11 protein-coding genes are annotated in these 12918 nt (G+C 64.1%); all 11 read right to left on the bottom strand.

All coding sequences use genetic code 11. The features are described from left to right. Positions 1-30: 30 nt before the first annotated feature. On the bottom strand, positions 31-684 hold the full coding sequence (locus FJV83_RS26860) for a protein-L-isoaspartate(D-aspartate) O-methyltransferase (RefSeq protein ID WP_142886308.1): 654 nt from the start codon (positions 682-684) through the stop codon (positions 31-33). Further along, entirely contained in the window at positions 681-1439 is a 759-nt protein-coding gene (gene surE, locus FJV83_RS26865; protein WP_095772855.1) for a 5'/3'-nucleotidase SurE, read from the bottom strand. The genes FJV83_RS26860 and surE overlap by 4 nt, the downstream gene beginning before the upstream one ends. Continuing rightward, positions 1439-2743, bottom strand: coding sequence for a serine--tRNA ligase (gene serS / locus FJV83_RS26870; RefSeq protein ID WP_142886309.1), 1305 nt, complete (start codon positions 2741-2743; stop codon positions 1439-1441). The genes surE and serS overlap by 1 nt, the downstream gene beginning before the upstream one ends. A 104-nt stretch (positions 2744-2847) precedes the next feature. Then, positions 2848-3723, bottom strand: a complete 876-nt coding sequence (gene tatC / locus FJV83_RS26875; protein ID WP_095772857.1) for a twin-arginine translocase subunit TatC — start codon at positions 3721-3723, stop codon at positions 2848-2850. Further along, positions 3720-4445: a Sec-independent protein translocase protein TatB gene (gene tatB / locus FJV83_RS26880; RefSeq protein ID WP_095772858.1), complete on the bottom strand. Its 726-nt coding sequence runs from the start codon at positions 4443-4445 to the stop codon at positions 3720-3722. The genes tatC and tatB overlap by 4 nt, the downstream gene beginning before the upstream one ends. Before the next feature lie 30 nt (positions 4446-4475). Next, positions 4476-4697, bottom strand: a complete 222-nt coding sequence (locus tag FJV83_RS26885) for a twin-arginine translocase TatA/TatE family subunit (protein WP_010909892.1) — start codon at positions 4695-4697, stop codon at positions 4476-4478. Positions 4698-4877: 180 nt separating this feature from the next. Then, entirely contained in the window at positions 4878-5642 is a 765-nt protein-coding gene (gene scpB / locus FJV83_RS26890) for an SMC-Scp complex subunit ScpB (RefSeq protein WP_095772859.1), read from the bottom strand. After that, a complete protein-coding gene (locus FJV83_RS26895) occupies positions 5639-6442 on the bottom strand; it encodes a ScpA family protein (protein WP_095773095.1) in 804 nt (267 codons plus the stop codon). Before FJV83_RS26895 ends, scpB begins: the two co-directional genes overlap by 4 nt. 63 nt (positions 6443-6505) lie before the next feature. Next, positions 6506-7525 (bottom strand): beta-N-acetylhexosaminidase, encoded by a 1020-nt coding sequence (gene nagZ, locus FJV83_RS26900; protein ID WP_095790978.1) that lies wholly within the window; start codon positions 7523-7525, stop codon positions 6506-6508. Between the two features lie 151 nt (positions 7526-7676). Next, entirely contained in the window at positions 7677-11045 is a 3369-nt protein-coding gene (locus FJV83_RS26905) for an SPOR domain-containing protein (RefSeq protein WP_142886310.1), read from the bottom strand. Positions 11046-11148: 103 nt separating this feature from the next. After that, the gene (argS, locus tag FJV83_RS26910; RefSeq protein ID WP_142886311.1) at positions 11149-12906 is read right to left on the bottom strand and encodes an arginine--tRNA ligase; all 1758 of its coding nucleotides are present in this window, start codon (positions 12904-12906) and stop codon (positions 11149-11151) included. Positions 12907-12918: the final 12 nt, after the last annotated feature.

Consider the following 12918-nt stretch of genomic DNA (forward strand, 5'->3'; position numbering starts at 1 on the left):
CAGGCCGGTCTCACCTGAATATCAATGCTCCTAGATGACCGCAGCTATGCTGCGCAGGATCGGCTGCAGCCGCACGAGGCCGATATCCTCGCGCTCGAAACGGCTGCCGACCTTGGTGAGCTTGGCCAGCACCTGCTCGCCCTCCTCCGGCCCGATCGGCGCGATGACGATGCCGCCGCTCGACAGCTGGTCGAGCAGGAAGCGCGGCAGGCTGTCGAAGGCGGCCCAGGCGACAATGCGGTCGAACGGGCCTTCTGCAGGCAGGCCGCCGGAGCCGTCAGCCTGGCGCACGATGACATTGCCGATGCCAAGCGCCTCGAAACGCTGCCTGGCCTGCTCGACCAGGGTCTTGTAGCGGTCGATGGTGACGATCCGCGCCGCCAGCCGCGACATCACCGCCGCCGTATAGCCGGAGCCGGTGCCGATCTCGAGAACGCGGTTTCCCGGTTCGATGGCAAGGGCCGCGATCACCGCCGCCTGCATGTCGGCGCCTTCGATCGCCTCGCCGCATTCGATCGGCAGCATGCGGTCGGACCAGGCGAGTTGGTGGAAGTGGGCCGCCAGGAAGCCGCGCCGTAGTGTCGCCTCGAAAGCCGCGATCAACGCCTTCGGCACGGTTCCCCTGCCGCGCAGGCGCAACAGGAAAGCAGCAAATCCTTCGCGGTCATCGATTGGCAGATTCATGCAAGCGCCTTGCTCAGCTGGTCACGGATCTCATGCGCGGTGAGGTCGAGCTGCAACGGCGTCACCGACACCAGACGGTTGCGCAGCGCGTGGAGGTCGGTGCCTTGCTTGCCCTCGACCGGCTCGCGGCCGAAGCGCAGCCAGTAGTAAGGCAGGCCGCGCCCGTCACGGCGCTCGTCGACCCACAGGCTGTGCACGAGTTTTCCTTGTGTGGTGACCACCGTGCCCGCGACCTCTTCGGGAAGGCAGTTGGGAAAATTGACGTTGAGAAGCACGCCGTCCGGCAGCGGCGTCGCGACGAGCTTCTTCAGCAGTGCCGGCGCAAGCGCCTCGGTCGTTTCATAGGGAACGATGCGATCCTCGCCGACATAGGAATAGCCCTGGCTGAGCGCGATCGAGCGGATACCGAGCAGCGCGCCTTCCATGGCGCCGGCGACGGTTCCCGAATAGGTGACGTCGTCGGCGATATTGGCGCCCGAATTGATGCCTGACAGGATCAGGTCGGGCGCGCCGGGCAGGATCTTCTTCACCCCCATGATGACGCAATCGGTCGGCGTGCCGCGCACGGCAAAATGCTTCTCGCCGATCCTGCGCAGCCGCAGCGGCTCCGAGATCGACAGCGAATGCGCATAGCCGGACTGGTCCTGCTCCGGCGCCACCACCCAGACATCGTCGGAGAGTGTGCGCGCGACGCGTTCGAGCGACGCCAGGCCCTCGGCATGAATGCCGTCGTCATTGGTCAGAAGAATGCGCATTACTTCGCTTCGATCTTTGCCAGACCGCCCATGTAAGGCCGCAGCACTTCAGGAATGGTTACGCTGCCATCCTCGTTCTGGTAGTTTTCGATGACGGCAATCAGGGCGCGGCCGACGGCGGTGCCCGAACCGTTGAGCGTATGGACGAAGCGATTGCCCTTGCCGTCCTTGTCCTTGTAGCGCGCGTCCATGCGGCGCGCCTGGAAATCGCCGCAGACCGAACAGGACGAGATTTCGCGATAGGCGTTCTGGCCGGGCAACCAGACCTCGATGTCATAGGTCTTGCGCGCGCCAAATCCCATGTCGCCGGTGCACAAAACCATGGTGCGGAACGGCAGTTCCAGCCGCTTCAGCACTTCCTCGGCGCATTGCGTCATGCGCTCGTGCTCGGCGAGCGAGGATTCCTGGTCGGTGATCGACACCAGCTCGACCTTGTAGAACTGGTGCTGGCGCAGCATGCCGCGTGTGTCGCGGCCGGCCGAGCCGGCTTCCGAACGGAAGCACGGCGTCAGCGCGGTGAAGCGCAGCGGCAGCTTTTCATGCGCGGTGATTTCTCCGCGCACGAGATTGGTGAGCGGCACCTCGGCGGTCGGGATCAGGCCAAGCCTACCCTCCCCATGCGGCGTGAAGAACAGGTCTTCCTCGAATTTCGGCAGCTGGTTGGTGCCGAAAAGCACTTCGTCGCGCACCATCAGCGGCGGGATCACTTCCTCGTAGCCGTGCTCGGTCGTATGCAGGTCGAGCATGAACTGGCCGATCGCGCGTTCCATCCGCGCCAATCCGCTCTTCAGCACGGTGAAGCGCGAGCCCGACAGCTTTGCCGCCCGCTCGAAATCCATCATGCCGAGCGCTTCGCCGACCTCGAAATGCTCCTTCACCCAGTTCGGCCGCGTCGGCACCTTGCCGACAATGTGTTTGACGACATTGTCGTGTTCGTCCTTGCCGACCGGCACATCGTCGAGAGGCACGTTGGGCAGCACCGCCAGCGCGTCGGTCAGCGCCTTGTCGAGCTCGCGCTCACGCGCCTCGCCATTCTGGATGAAGGTTTTTATATCGCCGACTTCGGCCTTGAGTTTTTCGGCAAGAGCGGCGTCACCCGAACGCATGGCGTTGCCGATCTCCTTCGAGGCGGCGTTGCGGCGCTCCTGCTTGGTCTGCAGCTCGGTGACGTGTTCGCGCCACGCCTCGTCCCTGGCGATCAGATCATCGACCGTGGACTGCGCCTCGCCGGCCGACCACGAGCGCTTCACCAGCGCCTCGACAAGGGCCTTCGGGTTGTCGCGAATCCATTTGATGTCAAGCATGGTTTGAACGCTCCTGAGCTAAGCTCCGAGGGCGTAAACCGCATCCTTGACCGATGCAAGATGAGGCTGGGCGGCGCTTGTCGTTTTCCGCCGCCGCTGAGGTCTTACGAGGCAGCCGACGCCGGAGGCTCGTCCGGTGTCTTGTCGGCCACGGTCTCCCCGGCTTCCTGCTTCTCACGCGCCAGGCGCTCGCGCTCCTGGCTGCGCTCGATCAGCCGGGACGACCAGATGGCGACCTCGTAGAGCAGGATGGTCGGGATGGCCAAGCCGATCTGGCTCATCGGATCGGGAGGCGTCAGCACGGCGGCGACGACGAAGGCGATGACGATCGCCCATTTGCGCTTCTCGGCCAGCGCCTTGGACGACAGCATGCCTACGCGCGTCATCAGGCTGGTCACCACCGGCAGCTGAAACACCAGGCCGAAGGAGAAGATCAGCGTCATGATCAGGCTGAGATATTCCGACACTTTCGGCAGCAGCGAAATCTGCACCTGCTCGTCCGTGCCGGCCTGCTGCATGGCGAGGAAGAACCACATTACCATCGGGGTGAAGAAGAAATAGACCAGCGAGGCGCCCATCAGGAACAGGATCGGCGACGCGATCAGGAACGGCAGGAAGGCGTTGCGCTCGTTCTTGTAGAGGCCGGGCGCGATGAATTTGTAGATTTGCGTGGCGATCAGCGGAAAGGCGATGACCATGCCGCCGAACATGGCGAGCTTGACCTGCGTGAAGAAGAATTCCTGCGGCGCGGTGTAGATCAGCTCGACCTTGTGCGGGTCGAGACCCGCCCATTTCGTCGCCCATCTGAAGGGGACGACCAGAAGGTTGAACAGCCTCTTGGCGAAGAAGAAGCAGACCAGGAAGGCGACGAAAAAGCCGCCGAGCGACCAGATCAGCCGGCGGCGCAACTCGATGAGATGCTCGATCAGCGGCGCCGACGACTTCTCGATCTCGTCCTTTTCCTTGTCCGAAACGCTCACTTGGCGGCTCCAGCCGTCTTCTTGGCCGCCGGCTTCTTCGCCGGCGCAGGCTTCGGTTCGGCTTTCGCCACGGTCTTTGCCGCAGTCGCCTTGGCGGCGGCAGGCTTCGTCACGGCCTTTGTCGACGCCTTAGGCGCGGGTGCGGCTTTTACCGTCACCGTCTTCGCGGATGTCGAGGTCTTGGCTGGCACCTTTGCCGCCGGCGCGGCCTTGGCGGCTTTCCTGCCCGCCTTCGGCGTCACGGCAGGTCCCGTGGACGCCACCACCACCGATTCATCGGTCATGGCCGGGAAAATCGGCGTTGGCGGCGTTGCTCCCGCGGCGCTGACGCCAGGCATTTCCGTCGCGCCGTTCTTCAACGGCTCGGACGCCTGCGGCGCCGTAGCCACCGGCGTTGCCGGATCGGCGGCCGGCTTCGGCTTCATCGCCGAGTCGACGCCGGCACGCACATCGGCCGCAGCCTGCTCGAACGGATTGAGCTGTTTTCTGATCTCGGCAACGGGGCTGAGCCCCCTGAGCTCGTCGACCGACTTCTTGACGTCGTCGAGTTCCGCTTCCTTCAGCGCTTCGTTGAACTGTTTCTGGAAGTCGGCGGCCATGGCGCGCAGCTTCGCCGTCGTGCGGCCAAAGGTGCGCAGCATATTGGGCAAATCCTTCGGCCCGACGACCACGATCATGACGACCGCGATCACCAGCATTTCGGTCCAGCCGACTTCAAACATGGCACTCTGTTCCGACTAGAACTTTTTGGCTCAGCTCTTGCTGGCTTTTTCCTTCACGGCCGAAACGGTCTCGTCGGCACGGTGTTCGACGGTGCGCTTGTCGTCGGCGACGTCGTCGTCTGCCATGCCCTTTTTGAAGCTCTTGATGCCTTTGGCCATGTCGCCCATCAGCTCGGGAATCTTGCCGCGGCCGAAGACCAGCAGCACGATCACCAGCACGATCATCCAGTGCCAAATCGAAAATGAACCCATAGCAAATCTCTCTCGAATGTTTTCCCTGGCGATGATCTATGCGTTTTCGCGTTGGGATTCAAACACAACAGCGACAGAGTTTATGAAAGGGTGACGGATGTCACGCTTTTTCGACTCGCTGGCCCGCTACCAATCGGCGCATCTACGACCTATCGGCGCGCTTGGACAGAGCGCCAGTGGTCAATCTTCCGTGACGCGTGGCGTCAGCAGGCCGAGTTCCTCGAGATCGATGTCGGTCAGCGGATCCTCGTCTTCCGTCAGCAAGTCGGGATCGGCCGGCGGCTGCGGGATGGCGAAATTCGACGGCATGCGGCCCGAGAGCAGGCCCGCCCCCTTCAGTTCTTCCATACCGGGAAGATCGCGGATTTCCTCGAGCGCGAAATGATCGAGGAAGGTTTCGGTGGTGCCATAGGTGACGGGGCGGCCAGGTGTCTTGCGGCGACCGCGCATGCGCACCCATTCCGTCTCGAGCAGCGTGTCGAGCGTGCCCTTCGACGTCTCGACACCGCGGATATCCTCGATCTCGGCACGCGTCACCGGCTGGTGATAGGCGATGATCGCCAGCACTTCGAGCGCCGCGCGCGACAGCTTGCGCTGCTGCACCGTATCGCGGCTCATCAGGAAGGCGAGATCGCCGGCGGTACGGAAAGCCCAGGCGTCGCCGACCCGCACCAGATTAACGCCGCGCCGGGCGTAGACCTGCTGCAGCTCGGCCATGGCCAAAGCAACGTTGATGCCGTCGGGGAGGCGCGCGGCAAGCTGCTTTTCGCTGACGGGTTCGGCGCTGGCGAACACGATCGCCTCCGCCATGCGCACGGCCTCCGCAATATGCAGGCGCTCGGCCGGGTTCTGCATCGGATCCTCGGCCGAAGTCCGGTCGAGCTCGCCTTCCAGCTCATCGTCCACCTTGAAGGGGATAACCGAAGCGTTGGCGCGTTCGCTCATGATGCCACCTCGACTGCCTTGATTGCCGGTGCGCGGTGATCGCGCAGATAGATTGGCGCGAACACCTCGTCCTGTCGCAGATCCATCTTGCGCTCGCGCACCAGTTCCAGTGTCGCCGCGAACGAGCTGGCGATCGCCGTGCGCCGCTCTTCCGGGCTGGTCATGTATTGGATGAGGAAGCTGTCCAGCGCCGTCCAGTCGCGCAGCGAGCCGATCAGCCGGGTCAGGATGTCGCGCGCGTCCTTGAGCGACCAGACGCCACGCCTGGCGATCGTTACATTGGTGATCGCCTGCTTCTGCCGCTGCTGGGCATAGGCGGTCAGGAGATCATAGAGCGACGCCGAATAGGCGTTGCGCTTCTCGATGATCACCATTTCGGGCATGCCGCGCGCGAACACGTCGCGGCCGAGGCGATTGCGGTTGACTAGGCGGGCCGCCGCATCACGCATCGCTTCCAGCCGCTTCAGCCGGAACTGCAGCACGGCCGCCAGTTCCTCGCCGCTCTCGCCCTCTTCGCCCGGCTGCTTGGGGATCAACAGCTTCGACTTGAGGAAGGCGAGCCATGCCGCCATCACCAGATAGTCGGCCGCAAGTTCGAGCCGCAGCGCCCTCGCCTTCTCGACAAAGGCCAGATACTGCTCGACCAGCGCCAGGATCGAGATGCGCGCCAGGTCGACCTTCTGGGTGCGGGCAAGATGCAGCAGAAGATCGAGCGGGCCTTCGAAGCCGGCCACATCGACGACCAGCGACGGGTCGCCGGTGACGCGTGAATCGTCATTCTCGGCCCACAGGCGGTCCATCGGTGCGGCCTTCGCGGCCTTGCCTTCCAATGTTTCCGCCACTGCCTCTGTCACTTCCCTTGGTTAGGCCACCGCATCGAAATAGGTGGCGAATTCAGCGCGTATCTCGGTTTCCTCTGCCGCGTCGCGTTTCCTTATATAGGTCAGCGCCCGCTTTGCACGCTCCAGCGACTTGCCTTCAAGCCCCGTGGTGCGCGACGCAATGCCCGCCATCTCCTCGAAAACGCCGTTGCAGTGAAGGACCAGATCGCAGCCCGCTGCAAGGATCGACGCCGCCTTTGTCGGGAAATCCCCAGAAAGTGCCTTCATCGAGGTGTCGTCGCTCATCAGGAGCCCGTCGAAGCCGATGTCGCGGCGGATGATCTCGTCGATGACCTTGCCGGACGTCGTCGCCGGGTTCTTGGGGTCGATGGCGCTGTAGACGACATGCGCCGTCATCGCCATCGGCAGGTCGTTGAGCTCCCGGAACGGGGCAAAGTCATGCCGCTGCAGGTCGCTGAGCGACGCGTCGACCGTCGGCAGCTCGAAATGCGTGTCGGCAAAGGCCCTTCCATGCCCCGGAATGTGTTTCATCACGGGCAGCACGCCGCCCGACATCAGGCCTTCGGCGGCGGCACGGCCGAGCTCGATGACCGCGCGCGGCTCCTTGCCGTAGGCACGTGCGCCGATGACGTCGCTGGCGCCTTCTATCGGCACGTCGAGCACCGGGAGGCAATCCGCGGTGATGCCGTAGCGCAGTAGATCGAAGGCGTGCAGGCGCGCCATCAGCCAGGCAGCACGGGCACCGGCGTCATGATCGTCGCGCCACAGCGCACCAAGCGCCCCGCCCGCCGGGTAGTTCGGCGCCAGCGGCGGCCGCAGGCGTTGCACCCTGCCGCCTTCCTGGTCGATGAACACCAGCGCGTCCGGCCGCCCGATACAGTCGCGCATCTCGGCGACGAGATCGCGGATCTGCTCGGTCTCGCCGATGTTGCGGGCAAACAGGATGAAGGCCCACGGGCATTCATTGCGATAGAAATTGATTTCTTCGCGGGTGAGCGATTTCCCGGCACAGCCGAGGATCATGGATTTTGATTCGGTCATGCCAGGAGTCTAGGGCTTCGCGCGGCCAAAGGGAATCGTCTGGAAATACATGCGGTCCGACGCCCGAAATGCTTCCACATGAAAAAGCGCTGGGCGTATGAAAAAACCGGCGCGACCTTGGGCCGCGCCGGCTTTGATTGGTTGAACGCGTCTAGCGCGACACGAAGCAGTTGCCGCCGGCGGCCTTGTAGCTGGTGCACAAATTGATGGCATCGTTGCGTGACTGGGCCACAACGCGGACGCGGTAGAACGTGCCCTTGCCGGCTATCTCGGCCTTGACGATGTTGGCGGTGCGGCCGGCAAGCACGCTGCCATAGCGGCGCTGCAGATCCTGGTAGGTCGACTGGGCGCTTTCCACCGTCGGCTGCGAAGCAACCTGCATCGACCAAGAACCGCTGCCGGTAGCCGTCGTTGCCTGGTCGATGGAGGCGACCTGATCGGGCTTGACCTCGCCGACGACGTCGACGGGCTGGTCGGATGGACGCTGCGGCGCGATCGCAACCTTGGCCGGAGTATTGGCCGACTGCGCCTTGGCCGGTTTGGCCGCCGGTTTGAGGGCCGGCTCATCGCCCGATTGGGCCGCGGCGGGCGCCACGGTGCCGGTCTGGTCGGCATCGGCGGACGGCGCGACGTGCTGCGGCGCCGGATCGCTCGGTTCAGCGGCCGCCACCTGCGGCGCGGCCGGCGCCGGATCGTCGCGCGGCACCAGCGAGCCGTCCGATTTGACCACCATCGTCCTCACCTTGCGCGGTGCGACGGCGACAACATCGGTGTTGTTGCCCTTGTCGGTATCCTGCAGCACCTGCGCGATGCGATCCTCGGACTTGGGCGCTGGCGCCGCATTGTCGATCGGCGCAAGATTGCCAGCCGGCGCCGCACTGGCGGTCGGCGCGGCATTGCCGTCATCGGCTCCGCCGACGACAGCACCCTGGCCGGCAGAAGGATCGACGGCACGGGCCGGATCCTTCGCCTGCACATCCACGGGAACCTCGGTGTTGGTGACAAGCTTCTGCTGCACCGGTTCGGCGGGCTTCGCGCCCTTGACCACCGCGTCGTAAACCTTGTTGTCCTGGTTCGGCACCACGGTGCCGCCCGGATTTTCCGGCTTGACCTTGATCGGCGAATTGTCGGCCTTGACGATCACCGGCGCTTCGCTGCCGCCCTTGCCGCCGAAAGACAGCGCAAAGGCGCCAAGACCGCCAGCGACCGCCACGGCACCGACGATCGCCGCGATGAACAGGCCACGGCGGCCCGACGGCCTGGCCGCTTGCCGCTCGCCGAGACCCGGAACGGACATTGCTTCGTCCAGTTCAGGATCATAGTCGAGCTCATCGACGGTGAAATCGTCCGCCTGCGAGACCGGCTGGCTGCCAGGCAGACTGTCGAGATCGAAGCCGTCGGCGGCGTCGGCATAGCCGGTGTTCGCTGCAGCACGGGCGGGCATTTCCGCCGGCCGCGCCGCATAGGTCCGCGCTTCCGGTTGAAGGGCCGGTTTGACCCCGCCATAAGCCGGTTTGGGTTCTTCGTACGCCGGCGCATGATAGGCCGATTTGAATCCGCCATCAAAGGATTCATCGGCATAGGCAGCGCTGCTTGCGGGTGCGGCTGGAGCAGGCGCGACCTCCACCGAATTCATTTCCGTCAGAAGGCTGGCGAACTCTGCGTCGAGATCGTCATAGCCTGATGCGGCCGGTTCATCTTCCTCGAAATGCAGTTCCGGGATGTCGAGATCGTCCGCCAGCGCCACGACGCGCTCCGGCACATCGACCGTTTCGACATCGGGCATCTCTTCGTAGCGCGACGACTGTCGCGGCTGCGGTGCGGATACGGGCGCCGAATAGGGCGCGGCAACAACCGGCTCGGGCGCGCGGTAGGGCGGCACCACAGCCGCCGCTGGGGCCATTTCAGGCGCGGCGGTCCTTGCCGTCATCGAAGCGGCTGGCTGCGCCGCGAATGCCGGCTGTTGGGGAACCGGTGTCACGCGGCTCCACGAACGGGTCGGCTCGGTCGGTGCGGAGCGTTCGGCCAGCCAATCGGGGGAATCGGTCTGATCCTGCCGCCAAGCTGCCTCGTCGCGCGGATCGAGATCCCCGGCCAAGGCCGCGTCGAACGCATCATCGTCGAAATCGATGTCGCTATGATCGGCGGCGTCCGCGCCCAGATCCTGGCCGTGAAGCTCATCGAGCGGCAGATTGTCGAGATCGGCATCGGCGGCGTGAGCCGCGCTGGAGGCATGCGGATCCTCGGTCGCATGTTCGTCGAGATCCCAGTCGAGATCGGCAGGCTCCTCGGCGGCCTTTGCCGGCGCGGTAACATACGACTGAACGGGAGCAGTGGCCGGCTGAGCCGCAACGGGTTGAGCGGCGGCGGGCTCGGGCTCCTTGGCCGGCGGCGGCGTGCGCGCCGTCATGGCGCCCAGAAGTGCGTTCAACTCGTCTTCGAGGCTACGCTCGTCCGCCACGGGGGCCGGCGCCGGCTCGGCCATGACGGCTGCCGGCGTTGCCGGAGCTATCGGCTGGACCGCGGCAGCGGCAACCTCGGCGACCGGCTCTTCGGCAGGCTCGGCGAACGAGTCGTCCAGGTTGAGATCGAAATCATCTTCCGAAACGGCTTCGGAGCTCGAGAACTCGTCCATCGCATCCACGGCATGAGCGGGCACTTCGTGCGCTTCCGCCGCATCAAAGGCCACCGGCTGGTCCGCCTGAACCTCAAAATCCATATCGACATCCGCCATGGCGTCGTCGAAATGCCCCTCGAAATCCTCGTCGGCGATCGCCTGGGCTTCATTCGCGGCGGCCAGCACCGGCTCCGGATAGTCGACCGCGGCCGCATGGGGCTGATCCGCCGAATGGTCGTCGAGCATCAGCTCGTCTTCGAGCGAAATCGCGACCGCATCGTCGAATTCGTGCGCGGCGGCCGGCTCGACAGCCATCGGCACTTCGGCAACGGCATGCTGAGGCTCGACGGCTTCGTCCTCGATCTCGGCGGCATGGTCCTCGACGTGGAAATCCTGGTCGAGCGAAGCGGCAAGCTCGTCTTCCATCGGCAGGTCGTCCTCGAAGGGCGAAACGTCTTCGAGCGAACTGGCGACGGCATTGTCGAAATCGGCGTCGAAGGCAGGCTCGACTTCGGCAGCGCCAGGGTTGGCATGGCTGGCGACGAGCCCCTGCTCGTCGGCACCCGCGAGGTCCAGATGGAAATCGTCGTCGAGCGACAGCGCAAGATCGTCGTCGGCCGCGTCTGTGGCAGCCGTTTCGAATGCCGGCTCATGAGCCTCGACAACCGGAGCGGCGACACTGTCGCCAGCGTCGAACTCGCCCATCAATTCCTTTTCGAGGTCGATGTCGAAATCGTCCTCTTGCACGGGCTGACTGGCAACAGCGGCCTGCGGCTCGACCCGCGCCTGCGGCTTGACTGGCTGGCGTGGGTCGAATCCCATGATCCTGGTCAGTTCCGCGAACGGATCATCGTCAGTGATGTCGTTGTTGTCGGCTACTCTCAGCTGGGTTCTGTCTGCCATTATTGTTCCCGAACTCGCACTCATTCGGACGCCATGGACGTCGCGCAGGGTTGGCCCTTACCAGCGCAATGTGGGCAAAAGGTGACAGGTTTTTTGGTCAAACCTAACGCATTTCGGTGGGCGCAGCGGCTCCGATCAACGTCAGGCCGGACGTCAGAACGTCCGAAACAGCCTGCACCAGCCCTAGTCTGGCATGCGTCAATTGTCGGTCGTTAACCTTAACAAAACGTAAGTCCGGATTATCCGTACCCCGGTTCCAGTGTCCGTGGAAACTGGAAGCCAGGTCATAAAGGTAAAATGCCAGCCTATGCGGCTCCAGCGCAAGAGCCGCGGATTCGATCAGGCGTGGATATTCGGCGAGCTTGCGGATCAGGCCGATCTCGCCCTCGTCGGTCAGCGAAGCCGCGGCGGCAGCCAGGCTCTTGCGATCGAAATTCGCCTCGCCTAATTGCTCGCTTGCCTGCCGGAACACCGAATGGCAGCGCGCCGAGGCGTACTGCACGTAAAACACCGGATTGTCCTTGGACTGTTCGGTCACCTTGGCGAAATCGAAATCGAGCGGCGCATCGCTCTTGCGATACAGCATCATGAAACGGATGGCATCGCGGCCAACCTCCTCCACGACTTCCCGAAGCGTCACGAAATCACCGGACCGCTTCGACATGCGAACCGGCTCGCCCTCACGAAACAGCTTGACCAGATTGCACAGCAGGACGGTTAGTTTGACCTCGTCACCGGCAATGGCCCGTGCCAGCGCCTCCAGCCGCTTGACGTAACCGCCATGGTCGGCGCCCAGCACATAGATCAGATCGACGAAACCGCGATCGACCTTGTCCTTCAGATACGCCACGTCGGCGGCGAAATAGGTGAACGCGCCGTCGGACTTGACCAGCGCCCGGTCCATGTCGTCGCCGACCGCCGTCGAGCGGAACAGCGTCTGCTCGCGATCTTCCCAGTCGTCCGGCTTCTCGCCTTTGGGCGGCGGCAGCTTGCCCTTGTAGATATGTCCCTTCAGCGTCAGGTCGTTGATCGCCGAACGGATCTTCCTGGCATTGTCGGCGTGCAGCGTGCGCTCGGAGAAGAACACGTCGTGATGCACGTTGAGCAGCGCCAGGTCATCGCGGATCATCGCCATCATCGCGTCGATGGTGCGGTCCTTGACAATGGCCAGCGCCTCGTCATCGGGCATCTGCATCAGCGAACGGCCGAACTCCTTGACCAGCGCCTGACCAACCGGCACCAAGTAGTCGCCGGGATAGAGCCCGGCCGGTATTTCGCCGATGTCGTCGCCCAGCGCTTCGCGGTAGCGAAGGAAGACCGAGCGCCCGAGCACATCGATCTGCGAGCCGGCATCGTTTATGACATATTCCTTGGTCACGTCGTAACCGGCAAACGCCATCAGATTGGCGAGCGCGTCGCCGACAACGGCGCCACGGCAATGGCCGACATGCATCGGCCCCGTCGGGTTGGCCGAGACATATTCGACATTGGTTTTCCGGCCGGCGCCGATCGTCGAGCGGCCGTAATTGCGCCCCTCGCCCAGAAGCGCCGACAGATGCGCCTGCCAGAAGCCGTCCTTTAGCCGGAGATTGACGAAGCCAGGGCCGGCAACCTCGGCGGCGGCGACATCCTTGTCATCGCGCAACGCCAGCGCCAGCCTTTCGGCCATCGCGCGCGGGTTCTGCCCGGTGGGCTTGGCCAGCACCATCGCCGCATTGGTCGCGAGATCGCCATGGCTGGCGTCGCGCGGCGGTTCGACGGCAATGCGTGACAGGTCGGGCGAAACGCCGTCCTTGTCTTTCAGATCAAGCGCTTCGACAGCCTTTGTGACTCGCGCGGTGAAATCGGCGAAGATGTTCATGGGTATTGCTCT

It is taken from the genome of Mesorhizobium sp. WSM4307, assembly GCF_007003945.1.
In the GTDB taxonomy this organism is placed as follows: domain Bacteria; phylum Pseudomonadota; class Alphaproteobacteria; order Rhizobiales; family Rhizobiaceae; genus Mesorhizobium.